This is a genomic window from Streptomyces sp. NPDC093984, assembly GCF_044764595.1.
In the GTDB taxonomy this organism is placed as follows: Bacteria; Actinomycetota; Actinomycetes; order Streptomycetales; family Streptomycetaceae; genus Streptomyces; species Streptomyces cynarae.
In genome coordinates, this window is record NZ_JBIWIM010000001.1 from 403240 (window position 1) to 417699 (window position 14460).

The 14460-nt window shown below is 71.1% G+C and carries 14 protein-coding genes; 5 read left to right on the plus strand and 9 right to left on the minus strand.

The window, feature by feature from the left end; translation table 11 throughout:
• Window positions 1–20 precede the first annotated feature (20 nt).
• The 4 genes from ACIRC0_RS01885 to htpG all read right to left on the minus strand — a co-directional run bounded on the left by ACIRC0_RS01885 (window position 21) and on the right by htpG (window position 4003).
• A complete protein-coding gene (locus tag ACIRC0_RS01885; RefSeq protein WP_403609906.1) occupies window positions 21–980 on the minus strand; it encodes a sugar kinase in 960 nt (319 codons plus the stop codon).
• A complete protein-coding gene (locus ACIRC0_RS01890; protein ID WP_403609908.1) occupies window positions 977–1645 on the minus strand; it encodes a bifunctional 4-hydroxy-2-oxoglutarate aldolase/2-dehydro-3-deoxy-phosphogluconate aldolase in 669 nt (222 codons plus the stop codon). The genes ACIRC0_RS01885 and ACIRC0_RS01890 overlap by 4 nt, the downstream gene beginning before the upstream one ends.
• Window positions 1646–1765: 120 nt before the next feature.
• Window positions 1766–1915: a hypothetical protein gene (locus ACIRC0_RS01895; RefSeq protein ID WP_403609911.1), complete on the minus strand. Its 150-nt coding sequence runs from the start codon at window positions 1913–1915 to the stop codon at window positions 1766–1768.
• 180 nt (window positions 1916–2095) lie between these two features.
• Window positions 2096–4003, minus strand: coding sequence for a molecular chaperone HtpG (htpG, locus tag ACIRC0_RS01900; RefSeq protein WP_403609913.1), 1908 nt, complete (start codon window positions 4001–4003; stop codon window positions 2096–2098).
• A 146-nt stretch (window positions 4004–4149) separates the two neighbouring features.
• Between htpG and ACIRC0_RS01905 the strand changes: the two genes are divergently transcribed.
• Window positions 4150–5595, plus strand: a complete 1446-nt coding sequence (locus tag ACIRC0_RS01905) for a glyceraldehyde-3-phosphate dehydrogenase (protein ID WP_403609916.1) — start codon at window positions 4150–4152, stop codon at window positions 5593–5595.
• Window positions 5596–5674: 79 nt separating this feature from the next.
• On the opposite strand, the gene ACIRC0_RS01910 is transcribed toward ACIRC0_RS01905, so the two are convergent.
• The gene (locus ACIRC0_RS01910; RefSeq protein ID WP_403609918.1) at window positions 5675–6790 is read right to left on the minus strand and encodes a GNAT family N-acetyltransferase; all 1116 of its coding nucleotides are present in this window, start codon (window positions 6788–6790) and stop codon (window positions 5675–5677) included.
• A gap of 460 nt (window positions 6791–7250) precedes the next feature.
• Here ACIRC0_RS01910 and ACIRC0_RS01915 point away from each other — a divergent pair, with 460 nt between their 5' ends.
• Both ACIRC0_RS01915 and ACIRC0_RS01920 read left to right on the plus strand, forming a co-directional pair.
• Window positions 7251–8420, plus strand: coding sequence for an MFS transporter (locus tag ACIRC0_RS01915; protein ID WP_403609921.1), 1170 nt, complete (start codon window positions 7251–7253; stop codon window positions 8418–8420).
• A gap of 105 nt (window positions 8421–8525) precedes the next feature.
• Window positions 8526–9266 carry a maleylpyruvate isomerase family mycothiol-dependent enzyme gene (locus tag ACIRC0_RS01920; protein WP_403609923.1) on the plus strand — a complete coding sequence of 247 codons (741 nt, stop codon included), beginning with the start codon at window positions 8526–8528 and terminating at the stop codon, window positions 9264–9266.
• Here ACIRC0_RS01920 and ACIRC0_RS01925 read toward each other — a convergent pair.
• Window positions 9253–9660: a MarR family winged helix-turn-helix transcriptional regulator gene (locus ACIRC0_RS01925; RefSeq protein ID WP_403609926.1), complete on the minus strand. Its 408-nt coding sequence runs from the start codon at window positions 9658–9660 to the stop codon at window positions 9253–9255. The genes ACIRC0_RS01920 and ACIRC0_RS01925 overlap by 14 nt on opposite strands.
• An 86-nt stretch (window positions 9661–9746) precedes the next feature.
• On the opposite strand from ACIRC0_RS01925, the gene ACIRC0_RS01930 reads away from it, so the two are divergent.
• Together ACIRC0_RS01930 and ACIRC0_RS01935 are read left to right on the plus strand one after the other, a co-directional pair.
• Window positions 9747–11228, plus strand: a complete 1482-nt coding sequence (locus ACIRC0_RS01930) for an MFS transporter (protein WP_403609928.1) — start codon at window positions 9747–9749, stop codon at window positions 11226–11228.
• Between the two features lie 117 nt (window positions 11229–11345).
• Window positions 11346–11654: a DUF6332 family protein gene (locus ACIRC0_RS01935; protein ID WP_403609931.1), complete on the plus strand. Its 309-nt coding sequence runs from the start codon at window positions 11346–11348 to the stop codon at window positions 11652–11654.
• On the opposite strand, the gene ACIRC0_RS01940 is transcribed toward ACIRC0_RS01935, so the two are convergent.
• The 3 genes from ACIRC0_RS01940 to ACIRC0_RS01950 all read right to left on the minus strand — a co-directional run bounded on the left by ACIRC0_RS01940 (window position 11615) and on the right by ACIRC0_RS01950 (window position 14318).
• Window positions 11615–12280: a response regulator gene (locus ACIRC0_RS01940; protein ID WP_403609934.1), complete on the minus strand. Its 666-nt coding sequence runs from the start codon at window positions 12278–12280 to the stop codon at window positions 11615–11617. The genes ACIRC0_RS01935 and ACIRC0_RS01940 overlap by 40 nt on opposite strands.
• Window positions 12277–13527: a sensor histidine kinase gene (locus ACIRC0_RS01945; RefSeq protein ID WP_403609937.1), complete on the minus strand. Its 1251-nt coding sequence runs from the start codon at window positions 13525–13527 to the stop codon at window positions 12277–12279. Before ACIRC0_RS01945 ends, ACIRC0_RS01940 begins: the two co-directional genes overlap by 4 nt.
• Before the next feature lie 98 nt (window positions 13528–13625).
• Window positions 13626–14318 carry a TetR/AcrR family transcriptional regulator gene (locus ACIRC0_RS01950; RefSeq protein ID WP_403609939.1) on the minus strand — a complete coding sequence of 231 codons (693 nt, stop codon included), beginning with the start codon at window positions 14316–14318 and terminating at the stop codon, window positions 13626–13628.
• Between the last annotated feature and the right edge of the window lie 142 nt (window positions 14319–14460).

Below are 14460 nucleotides of genomic sequence, written 5' to 3' on the forward strand. Positions count from 1 at the left end.
GGGGGCGGTGGCGGGGCTGTTCAGCGGACGTTGTCGTCGTGGTGGTCGAGCAGGGCCAGTTCGGAGCGGCGGGGCAGGCCCTCCCAGTCGCCCGCGGTGCTGACCGCGAAGGCGCCGAGGAGGGCAGCCGTCCGCAGCCGCTGCTCGGGCGGTTCACCCGCGAGCAGTTCGGCGAGGTATCCGGCGGCGAAGGCGTCCCCCGCGCCCACGGAGTCGTGCACGCGCACGGGTATCGCGGGCTGCCGGTGCGGCTGCCCGTCGAGGAGGGCGAACGCTCCCTCGGCGCCCAGTTTGATCACGGCGCCGGACGGGCCGAGGTCGCGGATGCCCCGGGCGAGTTCCTCCGGGTCGTCGGTGCCGGGGACCACGAGCCGGGCCTCGTGCGGTCCCGCGAAGACAAGGTCGCAGCGGCGCAGCAGCGGCAGCAGGGCGCTCCCGGCCTCGTCCTCGCTCCACAGCAGCGAGCGGAAGTTGATGTCGAGTGAGATGGTCACTCCCGCGTCGGCGGCGATGTCCATGGCCCGGGTGACGGCCTTCGCGGGTCCGTCGCCCAGCGCGGGTGTGATCCCGGTGAGGTGCAGGACGGCCGCGCCGGCGACGACGTCTTCGGGGATGTCCTGCGGGGACAGTCCGGCACCGGCCGTGTGGGTGCGGTAGTAGCGCGTGCGGTGGTGGCCGGCGGTGCGCCGTTCCTTCAGCAGGAGCGACGTGGGGGCGGGGTCGCGTACGGCGAGGGCGGTGACCCCTTCCGCGCGCAGCTCCCGCAGGATGAGGTCGCCGAGCGCGTCCTCGCTGACGCGGCCGATCCAGACGGCGCGGCCGCCGAGCCGGCTGACCCCCACGGCGACGTTCGACTCCGCTCCGGCGAGCCCGAGCCGCAGATCGGCGCCCAGGGAGAGCGGGCCGGGCTGCGACGCGGACAGGGCCGCGAGGGTCTCCCCGACCGTCACCAGGTACGGCGTGCGCGAAGGGCTGTTCATCGGCCGACCTCCTCGGCCGCGGCGGTCGCCCCGACCGTGTCGAGCAGGGTGCGCGCCCGTTCGGTGAGCGCTCCCAGGGCCGTCGCACTCGGGTCCCGGTCCGCTCCGCGCAGCAGCGGCGAGCCGATGCCCACGGCGCAGGCTCCCGCGTCGATGTAGTCGCGCGCCTGGGCGATGTCCACGCCGCCGACGGCCATCAGCGGGATCTCCGGCAGCGGCGCGCGCAGCTGGCTCAGATGGGCGGGGCCGCCCGTGCAGGCCGGGAAGAGCTTGACCGCGGCGGCGCCCGCCTGCCACGCGGCGGCCACCTCGGTCGGCGTCCAGGCACCCGGGTAGCACGGGATGCCGCTCTTCGCGGTGCTGCGGATCAGATCGGTGTCCACGACCGGGGAGACGAGGAACTCGGCTCCGGCCGCCAGCGCGTCACGGGCCTGGCCGGTGGTCATCACGGTACCGGCGCCGACCGCCACCGCGGGTCCGAGGTCGTCCCGGATGCAGGCCAGGGCGTCGAGGGCACCGACGGTGGTGAGGGTGACCTCGAGGCAGGTGATGCCGCCGTCCGCGAGCGCCCGGGCCACGGCGGGCAGTCCGAGGGCGTCGCCCGACCGGAGGATGGCCATGACCCGGGTCCGGCCGAGCTGCGGGGTGATGGGGGGACGCTCCATCACTCCACCGCCCCGGAGGACGTGCCGGTGACCTGGGTGTCGGTCATGGGAGAGTTCCTTCGCGTAAGAGTCCGTCGAGTGATCGGCTGTCGGCTGGGTCCTGCCCGTGCGCCGGTCACTTCAGTCCGGACGTGGCAATTCCGGAGACATGTCGTGCGGGTTGCCGTTGCCGACGCCGACGAGCTCTCCCGCACCGTCGACCTCGAACGTCACCTCGAACGTCACCTCGAGACTCCCGTCGGGAACGAGACGGCCCCGGCCGTCCACCACCTCCCAGCACGTGCGCCAGGTCGTCGCGGCCGGTGGTCAGGGATCTGACGTCCGGCACGAGCCGCAGCGCGGCCGGAGCACCCACGGTCGTCAGCGATGAGGCGGCGTTCGGGGCGACCCGTGCGACCCGGCGCCCCGGACTCCCGCCGCCCCGAACTCCCGCCGCTCCGGCCGACGGAGCTACAGCGTGCGCTCCAGGCGCTCCGCCACCAGCTTCACGAAACGCGCGGGTTCCTTGGGCTGGCCGCCCTCGGCGAGCACCGCCAGACCGTGCAGCAGTTCGGTGGTCTCGGCGAGCACGGTGCGGTCCTCGCGTTCCTTGTACGCCTGGTTCAGGCCCTTCACGAGCCGGTGGTCGGGATTGAGTTCCAGGATCCGCTTGGTGCGCGGCACCTCCTGGCCCATCGCCCGGTACATGTTCTCCAGGGCCGGGGTCAGGTCCTGCGCGTCCGAGACGATGCAGGCCGCCGACACGGTCAGGCGCGACGACAGACGCACCTCCTTGATGTCCTCGTCCAGTTGCTCCTTCATCCAGCCGAGCAGACCCGCGTACTCCTCGGTCTGCTTCTCCCGCTCGTCGTCGCCCTTCTCGTCCCCCCGAGCACCCAGGTCGATCTCACCCTTGGTCACGGACCGCAGCGCCTTGCCCTCGTACTCGCCCACGGCGTCGACCCACACCTCGTCGACGGGGTCCGTGAGCAGCAGCACCTCGATGCCGCGCTCCCGGAACGCCTCCATGTGCGGGGAGTTCCCGATGCTCTGCCGGGACTCGCCGGTGATGTAGTAGATGTCCTCCTGCCCGTCCTTCATCCGCTCCACATAGCTCTTCAGCGTGGTCGGCTCGTCGTCGCCGTGCGTGGTGGCGAACGAGGAGACGGCGAGGATGGCGTCGCGGTTCTCGGGGTCGGTGACCAGCCCCTCCTTCAGGACGGCACCGAACTCCCGCCAGAACGTGGCGTACCGGTCCGGGGCACCGGTCATCATGTCCTTGACCGTGGACAGGACCTTCTTCGTCAGACGACGCTGCATCATCCGGATGTGGCGGTCCTGCTGAAGGATCTCGCGGGACACGTTGAGCGAGAGGTCCGCCGCGTCGACGACGCCCTTGACGAAGCGGAGGTACGGCGACAGCAGCGCCTCGCAGTCGTCCATGATGAAGACGCGCTTCACATACAGCTGCACCCCTCGCTGGAAGCCCTGCGTGAACAGGTCGTGCGGGGCGTGCGACGGGAGGAACAGCAGGGCCTGGTACTCGAAGGTGCCCTCTGCCTGCAGCCGGATCGTCTCCAGCGGATCGCGCCAGTCGTGGCCGATGTGCTTGTACAGCTCGTGGTACTCGTCGTCGGACACCTCGTCGCGCGAGCGCGCCCACAGGGCCTTCATCGAGTTCAGCGTCTCGGGTTCGCGCGCACTCTCCTCGCCCTCTGCCGTGGCCGCCTGGGGGACGAGCCGGATCGGCCAGGTGATGAAGTCGGAGTACCGCTTGACGATCTCCCTGATCTTCCACTCGGAGGCGTAGTCGTGGAGCTGGTTGTCCGGGTCCGCCGGCTTGAGGTGCAGGGTGACCGCGGTGCCCTGCGGCGCGTCCTCGACCTTCTCCAGCGTGTACGTGCCCTCGCCGCGGGACGTCCAGCGGGTGCCCTGGCTCTCGCCGGCGCGGCGGGTCACCAGGGTCACCTCGTCCGCCACCATGAAGCCGGAGTAGAAGCCGACCCCGAACTGTCCGATGAGCCCCTCGGCTCCGGCCCCGTCCTGGGCTTCCTTGAGCTCCTTCAGGAACGTGGCCGTCCCGGAGTTGGCGATGGTGCCGATGAGCTGCCCGACCTCTTCGTACGACATGCCGATGCCGTTGTCCCGCACGGTGAGCGTGCGGGCGTCCTTGTCGATCTCGATCTCGATGTGCAGGTCGGACACATCGGCGTCGAGCGTGTCGTCCCGCAGCGCGGCGAGGCGCAGCTTGTCCAGCGCGTCGGAGGCGTTGGAGACGAGTTCACGCAGGAAGACATCCTTGTTCGAGTAGACAGAGTGGATCATCAGCTGCAGCAGCTGACGGGCCTCTACTTGGAACTCAAACGTTTCGGTCGGCATGGTTCGCGATTACCTCACGGGTCTGAGTCGCCGGAACGGTCGGTAGCCACTGTAAAACACCACGTAAGGACGGGATGCGGACCCGTCACACATGATCGATCACAGGGGTTAGCATATGAGCGCCACCTAGCTCGAAAGATAAGACTGTGACTGTCAATGACGACTCGTTCACCAGCTGGAAGCACCGCGAGGAGATCGCGGAGTCGATGATCCCGATCATCGGGAGACTGCACCGGGAGCGGGACGTCACCGTCCTCCTTCACAGTCGCTCCCTGGTGAACAAGTCGGTGGTCAGCATCCTCAAGACCCACCGGTTCGCCCGGCAGATCGCCGGGGAGGAGCTCTCGGTCACCGAGACACTGCCGTTCCTGCAGGCGCTCACCGCCCTCGATCTCGGCCCCTCCCAGATCGACATCGGTATGCTCGCCGCCACGTACAAGGCCGACGACCGCGGTCTGTCGGTGGAGGAGTTCACCACCGAGGCCGTCGTCGGCGCCACGGGGGCGAACAAGATCGAGCGCCGTGAGCCGCGTGACGTCGTCCTCTACGGGTTCGGCCGCATCGGGCGCCTGCTGGCCCGCCTGCTCATCGAGAAGACCGGCTCCGGCAACGGGCTGCGACTGCGCGCCGTCGTCGTACGCGGCGGTGGTGACCAGGACCTCGTCAAGCGCGCCTCGTTGCTGCGCCGCGACTCCATCCACGGCCAGTTCCACGGCACGATCACCGTCGACGAGAGCAACGGCACGCTCGTCGCCAACGGCAACGAGATCAAAGTGATCCACGCCGACGATCCGAGCGAGGTCGACTACACGGCGTACGGCATCAAGGACGCCATCCTCATCGACAACACCGGCAAGTGGCGTGACCGCGAGGGCCTGTCGAAGCACCTTCGCCCCGGTATCGGCAAGGTCGTCCTGACCGCCCCGGGCAAGGGCGACGTCCCCAACATCGTCCACGGTGTGAACCACGACATGATCAAGCCGGACGAGCAGATTCTGTCCTGCGCGTCCTGCACCACCAACGCGATCGTGCCACCGCTGAAGGCGATGGACGACGAGTTCGGCGTGCTGCGCGGGCACGTGGAGACGGTCCACTCGTTCACCAACGACCAGAACCTGCTGGACAACTACCACAAGTCCGACCGCCGCGGCCGCTCGGCGCCGCTCAACATGGTCATCACCGAGACCGGTGCCGCCTCGGCCGTCGCCAAGGCACTGCCGGACCTCAAGGCGAGGATCACCGGCAGTTCGATCCGCGTCCCGGTGCCGGACGTCTCCATCGCGATCCTCAACCTGCAACTCGCCCGCGAGACCACCCGCGACGAGGTCCTCACCTACCTCCGCGACGTGTCGCTGACCTCACCGCTCAAGCGCCAGATCGACTTCATCAGCGCCCCCGACGCCGTCTCGAGCGACTTCATCGGCTCGCGCCACGCCTCGATCGTCGACGCCGGCGCAACCAAGGTCGATGGCGACAACGCGATCCTCTACCTGTGGTACGACAACGAGTTCGGCTACTCCTGCCAGGTCATCCGGGTCGTCCAGCACGTCTCCGGCGTGGAGTACCCGACCTACCCGGCGCCGGCGGTCTGAGCGGGCGCCGGTCGGCATCGACCGGAGCCGGCGGACTCCCGGCACGGCGGACACGCGGTGCCGGGAGCGGGACACCCGCTCAGCGTGCTCGGGTCCACCCTCTGCCGGAGTCCGGCCCGCCCGACGTGCGCAGGGTGCCGACCGTCTTCAGCAGCCGGTCGGCCGGTTTCCGCAGCTCGGGGTGGGCCAGGACCGTGTTGCGCAGGCCGCGCACCGGCCTGCGCCACAGCCGGTACGCCGCCGCCACCGGGTGGGGGCGGGTGGCGAACCCCTCGCCCACCCGCAACTCCCGGGTCTTGAGCCAGTCCTTGTACTCCTTGTCGCCCCGCCCCAGGTCCACCAGCGTCACACCGTGCCGGGCCGCCGCCTCGGTCAGCCGGAGGTGCATCATCAACCCGGGTGAGTAGTAGCGGAGTTCGGGGTCGTAGGCGGTGAACCAGGCAGCGAGCACCGTGCTGGACCTCGGCCCGAAGTGGGCTGCCATAGGCCGGTCGCCGGCGAACAGCACGGACAGCACGCCGGTGAAGTGCTCCTCGCGGACCCGCGAGAGGTGGTCCACCAGGTCGACGATCCACGGCCGCGAGAACCGGTCCATCCGTCCGGTGCGGCGGTACTGGGCGGACTTCCACTGCATCAGCGTGCGCAGCGCCCGCGGATCGCGCTCGTCGAAGACGAACCGCACCTCGCCGACGTCGCGCCCCACGCGGCGCTCCTTCTTCAGGACCGTCTTGGCCAGCCCCGGATACGTGCCGCGCAGCCAGTGCGGGTAGTCGCCGTCGCCGGGCTTCACATCGATCACGGGCGAGGCGAACGTCCCCGTGACATGTCGGCCGAAGGGTTTCTGCTCCTCGACGAGATGGTCGAACTCGAAGATGGACAACCCGCAGGCCTGCAACAGGTCCCGCGCGTCCCAGGAGATCCCGGGTCGGTGCACGAGTGCCTGGCAGTCGGACAGGCCGAGGCCGATGGCCCGGCCCACGCCCAGGGCGTTGCGCTCGTACGGGAGGAATCCGACGGGCTCCCCGTTCTCGCGCAGCACCGCCACCCGTGCCCCACCTCGGTACCGGCCGATCCCGGTGGCGAACTCGGGTGCCAGGAAGGGATTGGCGTATTCCGGCGACGCATCCATGGCCTGGTGCCAGGCCCCGCGCAGGGCGTCGCTCAGCTCGTGCGGCCGGTGAATGGTGATGTCCACCTCACATCAACCGCCCTTCCGCAGGCTCCGCGAGGAACGTGCCGGTGACGGCACAGCCCGGCAAGGCATGGTGGCGACTACTCATGGATCTGCTCGTGGATCGCATTGGACGACCGCTCCCCCCTGTGACGCTGTCCGCGTCCTGTCACTGCTTCGGGCCCCTGCCGGCCCACGCCGTGTACGCGCTCGTTCCACGGTCGAGGACCGGGGCGGGACACGTTCGGCAAGGATCAAACGTCGCGAAACAGTGCGCACGCTGTCAAGAGTGCCTACCGCAACGAAAGTTCGCGCACGAGACGTTCTCTTCGGCCGGCTCAGGGCCGCCCGCGTACCGGCCTCCCCGTTCCGGCGCGTGCGACGCCCGGCTCGGTCGGTGTCCACCGTCGCCTTGCCCGGTCAAGGAGTACTCTCCTAGCCTGACTTTGTGCCGCTCATAAACAAATCAACCCTGCACAAAGGCGTGCCGGGCAGCGACCTCACCCGGCTCCGTGTCGCCCTCACCGCCTTCTTCGCCCTCGACGGTTTCGTCTTCGCCGGTTGGGTCGTACACATCCCCGACGTCAAGGAGCAGACGGGCGCGTCGGCGAGCGCCCTGGGGCTCGCGCTGCTCGGAGTGTCCGCGGGCGCGGTGATCACGATGACGCTCGCCGGCCGGCTCTGCCGCCGGTTCGGCAGCCATCCGGTGACCGTCGTCTGCGCGGTCCTGCTGTCGCTGAGCGTGGCCCTGCCCCCGCTCACCCACTCCGCACGGGCGCTCGGCGCCGTCCTGCTGGTCTTCGGGATGGCGTACGGAGGTATCAACGTGGCGTTCAACAGCGCCGCCGTCGACCTGGTGGCCGCACTGCGACGGCCGGTCATGCCCAGCTTCCATGCCGCGTTCAGCCTGGGCGGCATGGTGGGCGCCGGGCTCGGCGGGCTGGTCGCGGGATCGCTGTCGCCCACCCGGCACCTGCTCGGGCTGACCGTGACGGGCCTGCTCGTGACCGCGGTCGCCGGGCCCACGCTGCTGCGTCAGCGGCCTCCGGAACCGCCGGACAGGGCGCGGCCCGAGGGCACCGCGCCCCACCGTCTCGGCACCCGCACACGGGGGCTGGTCACCGTGTTCGGCCTGATCGCGCTGTGCACCGCCTACGGTGAGGGCGCGCTGGCGGACTGGGGCGCGCTGCACCTGGAACAGGACCTCCACGCCCACCCCGGGGTGGCGGCGGCCGGTTACTCCTGCTTCGCGCTCGCCATGACGGTGGGCCGGATCAGCGGCACCACGCTCCTGGAACGGCTCGGGCGGGTCCGTACGGTGGTGGCCGGCGGCGCCACGGCATCGGCCGGCATGCTGCTCGGCTCGCTCGCACCGTCGGTGTGGGCGGCCCTGCTCGGCTTCGCCGTCACCGGGCTGGGCCTCGCCAACCTCTTTCCGGTCGCCGTGGAGCGCGCCGGTGCGCTCGCGGGCCCCGGCGGAGTCGCGGTGGCCTCGACACTCGGTTACGGCGGCATGCTCCTCGGTCCGCCCGCCATCGGATTCATGGCCGACTGGTTCTCGCTGCCCACGGCGCTCACCAGCGTGGCGGTCCTCGCGGCCGTCGCCTCCGCGATCGCATACGGGGCGCACCGCGCGACCGCAGGCCGACTGTGACCGGAAGAGGCCGTCGAGGACGCACACCGGCCGGGACGGCCCAGGTCGCCTTGATACTGGGGTGGCTCTTGTCCTGGAGCGCGCTTCATCCGGCACACTCGCCGCATGGAGACTGCCGAGTTCGTGCGAGCCCTGGACCGGGAGGGCCGGCTGCTGGCCGCGGCGGCCGAGGAGGCGGGCACCGAGGCCAAGGTGCCGACCTGCCCGGGCTGGCAGGTGCGGGATCTGCTGCGGCACACCGGCATGGTGCACCGCTGGGCGGCGGCCTTCGTCGCCGAGGGGCACACCTCGTACCACCCCGACGGCGGGCTGCCGGACCTCGACGGCACGGAGCTGACGGTCTGGTTCCGCGAGGGGCACCGGTATCTCGTCGACACCCTGTCCTCCGCCGCGCCCGACGTCCAGTGCTGGCACTTCCTGCCCGCGCCCTCGCCGCTGGCGTTCTGGGCCCGGCGGCAGGCGCACGAGACGACCGTGCACCGGATCGACGCCGAGTCGGCGCGCGGCGGTGCGTCCACCGAGATCGGCCGGGAGTTCGCGGTGGACGGCATCGACGAGCTGCTGCGCGGCTTCCACGCCCGCTCCAAGAGCAGGGTCCGCAGCGAGGAGCCGCGGGTGCTGCGGGTACGGGCCACGGACGCCGACGGCGCGGTGTGGACGGTACGGCTGTCGGGCGAGCATCCGGTGACCGAGCGGGGCGGGAGCGGGGAGGCGGACTGCGAAGTGGCCGGGCCCGCCGCGCGGTTGTATCTGTCGCTGTGGAACCGGCTGCCGTTCCCGGAGGTGACCGGGGACGCCTCCCTCGCCACGCTGTGGCGCGAGAGGTCCGCCGTCACGTGGAGCTGAGCATCCTGGTCAGCACCGCGCGCTGCACCGGCCGCACCTCGCCGTGCAGGGCACGGCCCTTGTCGGTGAGGGTCACCCGCACACCCCGCCGGTCCTCGGTGCACAGGGCGCGCTCGACCAGACCGTCCTTCTCCAGGCGGGCGATCAACCGTGACAGTGCGCTCTGGCTGAGGTGGACCCGCTCGGAGATCTCCTGGACGCGGTAAGCACAGGAGCCGTCCGCCCCCGGACCCTCGGACAGCACGTCCAGCACCTCGAAGTCGCTGGCGCACAGGCCGTGCTGGTGCAGGGCGCGGTCGAGTTCGCACTGGGTGCGGGCGTGCAGCGCCAGGATGTCGCGCCACCGGTCCACGAGCGCCCGGTCGGGAGTGTCCGCCTCGTCCTTGGCAGCCATGGCCGCACGGTAGCAGAGAACCGGCTTTGTTGCATCCGAATTAAATGCACTTGCATTGAATGCAGATGCATGAAAGTCTCTTGGGCATGACCTCTCCGCTCACCACACCCGCGTTCGAAGGACGCTGGACCCCCCGGCTGTGGGGCACCCTGCTGGTGCTCTGCGCCGCGATGTTCCTCGACGCACTGGACGTGTCCATGGTCGGCGTCGCCCTGCCGTCCATCGGGACCGACCTCCATCTGACGACGTCGACGCTCCAGTGGATCGTCAGCGGCTACATCCTCGGCTACGGCGGACTGCTCCTCCTCGGCGGACGCACCGCCGACCTGCTCGGCCGGCGCCAGGTGTTCCTGGTGGCGCTGGGCGTCTTCGCGCTCGCCTCGCTGCTCGGCGGGCTCGTCGACTCCGGCCCGCTGCTGATCGCCAGCCGGTTCATCAAGGGCCTCAGCGCCGCCTTCACCGCACCGGCGGGCCTGTCGATCATCACCACGACGTTCCCCGAGGGCCCGCTGCGCAACCGCGCCCTGTCGATCTACACCACCTGCGCCGCCACCGGCTTCTCCATGGGCCTGGTGCTGTCCGGCCTGCTCACCGAGGCCAGTTGGCGCTTCACCATGCTGCTGCCCGCGCCGATCGCGCTGCTCGCCCTGCTCGCCGGCCTGAAGCTGCTGCCGCGCAGCGCACGCGAGAAGGACCACAACGGCTACGACATCCCCGGCGCCGTCGTCGGCACCGCGTCGATGCTGCTGCTCGTCTTCACCGTCGTCGAGGCGCCGCACGTCGGCTGGGCCTCCGCCCGCACGCTGCTGTCCTTCCTCGCCGTCGCCGCGCTCCTCACCGTCTTCGTCCTGGTCGAGCGGCGCTCGGCGGGACCGCTGGTCCGGCTCGGCGTGCTGCGCTCCGGCAACCAGGTCCGCGCCCAGCTCGGGGCGATGGCCTTCTTCGGCTCGTACGTCGGCTTCCAGTTCCTGGTCACCCTGTACATGCAGTCGCTGCTCGGCTGGTCCGCGCTGCACACGGCGCTCGCCTTTCTGCCGGCGGGCGCGCTGGTGGCCGTGTCCTCGACGAAGGTCGGCGCGATCGTGGACCGCTTCGGCACCCAGCGGCTGATCGCGGTGGGCTTCGCCCTCATGGTCGTCGGATACGCCCTGTTCCTGAGCGTGAACCTGCACCCGGTGTACGCGGCGGCCATCCTGCCGAGCATGCTGCTCATCGGCGCGGCCTGCGCCCTGGTCTTCCCCTCGCTCAACATCCAGGCCACGAACGGCGTCGACGACCACGAGCAGGGCATGGTGTCCGGCCTGCTCAACACCTCGGTCCAGGTGGGCGGCGCGATCTTCCTGGCCGTGGTCACCGCGGTGGTGACCGCCAACGCCCCCGCGCATCCCTCGGCGCAGGCCGTCCTCGACAGCTACCGGCCCGGCCTGATCGTGGTCACGGGCATCGCCCTGGCAGGCCTGCTGATCACCCTCACGGGCCTGCGCACGCGCCGGACACAGCGGTCCCTGGTGGTCGCGAAGTCCCTCCAGGAGGAGGCGAACGCGGAACCGGTCGGGGTCCGCGACTAGGGTCTTTCGTTCGGATCAGCCCGGCATGATCAACGAGAGGCCCTTGGGGGACGCCTCCCCACGTGCGCCCGGCGGGGTTCCTTGCCCCGCCGGGCGCACGCCTGTTTGACTCGGGACATGGAGGATCACGGGGGGCGTGCGTCCGGGAGCGGGCGGCGTACACAGGCGCAGCGGGACGCGATCACCGTCGAGATCGGATACGCCCTGTGCAGTGCGGTGTTCGCGGCGGCCCTGGTGTTCGGGGCGGTGGCGGGGCCCGCCTTCGCCTTCGGGCTGTCGGGAGGTACGCGGCACACGCTCGTCGTCTCGGGCATCGCGGTGGCGTCCGTGCTGCTCGTCGTGCGCGTCGTCAGCGTGCTGGTCCGCTTCGGGCGCGGCGTGGGCGCTCAGCCCAGCCAGCCCGGTCGTACCAGCCCCGACTCGTAGGCGAGCACGACCAGTTGGGCCCTGTCCCGCGCGCCCAGTTTGACCATGGTGCGGCTGACGTGGGTCTTCGCGGTGAGCGGGCTGACGACGAGCCGGCGGGCGATCTCATCGTTGGACAGGCCGATGCCGACCAGGGCCATCACCTCCCGTTCCCGCTCGGTGAGTCCGGCGAGCGACGCGGTGGCCGCGGGCTCCTTGGAGCGGGCCGCGAACTCGGAGATCAGCCGCCGGGTCACACTCGGCGAGAGCAGGGCGTCGCCCGCGACCACCGCCCGTACGGCGCGCAGGAGTTCCTCCGGCTCGGTGTCCTTGACGAGGAAGCCGGAGGCACCGGAGCGGATCGCCTCGAAGACGTACTCGTCGAGTTCGAAGGTGGTGAGCACGACCACCTTCACGCCGTCCAGGTCCGCGTCCTGAGTGATCCGGCGGGTCGCGGCGAGCCCGTCGAGCAGCGGCATGCGGATGTCCATCAGCACGACGTCGGGCCGCGCCTCGCGCACCGTGCGCAACGCCTCCTCGCCGTCGGCCGCCTCCCCGGCCACCTCGATGTCCGGCTGGGCGTCGAGCAGCGCCTTGAACCCCGCCCTGACCAAAGACTGGTCATCGGCGAGCAGTACCCGGATCAACGGTCCTCCCTGTGCGCGAGTGCCCCCTCGGTCGATGTCCTCAGCGGCAGTACGGCAAGCACCCGGAAACCGCCGTCCGCGCGCGGGCCCGCCTCGATCGTGCCACCGAGCGCGGCCGCCCGCTCCCTCATCCCGGCCAGGCCGTTCCCGCTCCCGCCCGCCTCGGCGCCGGTCGCGGGCCCGTCGTCGTCGACACGAAGGCGCAGCACGCCCTGAGCGCTGTCGATGTGCACGCGCGCATGCCGCGACCCCGAGTGGCGTACGACGTTGGTGAGCGCCTCCTGCACGATGCGGAACGCGGCGAGATCGGTGCCCGGCGCGAGCCGCGGCGCCTCGCCGTCGACCGTCACCGTCAGCCCGGCGCCCGCGGCCTGCTCGACGAGTTCCGGCAGCCGGTCCAGACCCGGCGCGGGCGCGCGCGGCGCGTCCCCGGGCGTGCGCAGGCCGTCGAGCACCTGGCGCACCTCGCCGAGCGCCTCCTTGCTGGCGGCCTTGATGGTGGTGAGTGCCGTACGCGCCTGCTCCGGGTCGGAGTCCAGCAGCGCGAGGCCGACGCCGGCCTGGACGTTGATCACCGAAATGCTGTGGGCGAGGACGTCGTGGAGCTCACGGGCGATGCGCAACCGTTCCTCGTCGGCGCGCCGCCGTGCGGCCTGTGCCCGTTCGGCCCGCTCGCGCGCCCACTGCTCGCGCCGGATGCGCACGACCTCCGCCATCGCCACGATCGCCACCACCCAGGCGGAGATGAGCAGTTCCTGCCCCCAGGAGGCCGCGGAGTCCCCGGGCGGCGGCAGCCATCGGTACAGCCAGTGCGCGACCAGGACGTGCCCGGCCCAGAACAACCCGACGGCCGTCCACGCAGCGGTGCGGCGGCCCGCGGCGAGGGCGCTGAAGCAGCCGACGGCGACGGTGAAGAAGACCGGGCCGTACGGGTATCCGGCGCCCAGGTACACCATGGCCGCCGCGGCTGTCACGAAGACGACCGGCACGGGATGCCGCTGCCGCCACAGCAGCGCTCCCGAGGCGACGACGACCAGCACGTAGGCGAGGACGTCGAGGGAGACGCGATGGCCGTGCTCGTTGCGGGCGGAGAAGTGCGTGCCGGCCACCACGAAGGCGGTGAACAGCAGGGTGGAGCGCCAGGGCAGACCGGAGCCGCGGGGCTCATGCCTCCACCACGGCGGTCCGTGCCTCCACCACGGCGGTCCGTGCCACCGCCACGGGGCGTCTGCGTGCTGCTCCTCCATGCCGTTCACGCTAGACGCCCCTGACGGTGGCCGTCGTCGACCGGGCGAGGTGATCACGGGTACTCCCCGGGGAGTACGCCTGAGGGAGCACCGGGCCCCTACGGGAACACCAGGCCCACACCGTGCGCGAGCTGGGCCGCCGCGTGCCGGAAGAACGTCGCACGGTCCTCCACGACTTTGTTGAACTGCCCGAACACTTCGAACCCCACCAGCCCGTACAACTGCGCCCAGGCGGCGATCAGGGCGGTGACCGCCTCGGGCGGGAGGTCGGGGGCCAGTTCGTCGGCCATGCGCCGGGCTTCGGGGTCGAGTTCGGCGGGCACCGGGGTGCGGGCCACTCCGCGCCGCCGGTACGCGTCGCGCACGATGCCGATCATGAGGAACCCGACGCGGGAGGCGGCCGGGACGGTGTCCTGAGGTGCGGAGTATCCGGGCACGGGCGAGCCGTAGATCAGCGCGTACTCGTGCGGATGCGCCAGCGCCCAGGCGCGCACGGCCTCGCACACGACGACCCAGCGCTGGGCCGGGGCGGCGTCACCGGCCTGGGCGTCGGCGGCCTCGGCGGCCTCGCCGAGGGAGTCGTAGGCGTCGATGATGAGCGCGGTGAGCAGGTCGTCACGGCTGGGGAAGTAGCGGTAGAGCGCCGAGGAGACCATGCCCAGCTCTCGGGCGACGGCGCGCAGGGAGAGCGCGGCGGCGCCTCCCGCGGCGAGCTGTCTGCGCGCCTCGTCCTTGATGGCGGCGGTTACCTCCATGCGGGCGCGGGCGCGGGCTCCTTGGGGGATGTTCATACTGGGCAGTCTGCCACGGTTCCGGAGCAGTGCACACAAACGAGAGCAGTGCGCTCTGACCTGACGCGAGCGGTGGGCGCACGGGAGAGAGGCACACGCAGACGGGGGCTCCGCTCACCAGGAGCGGCGCTCCACCCGAGAG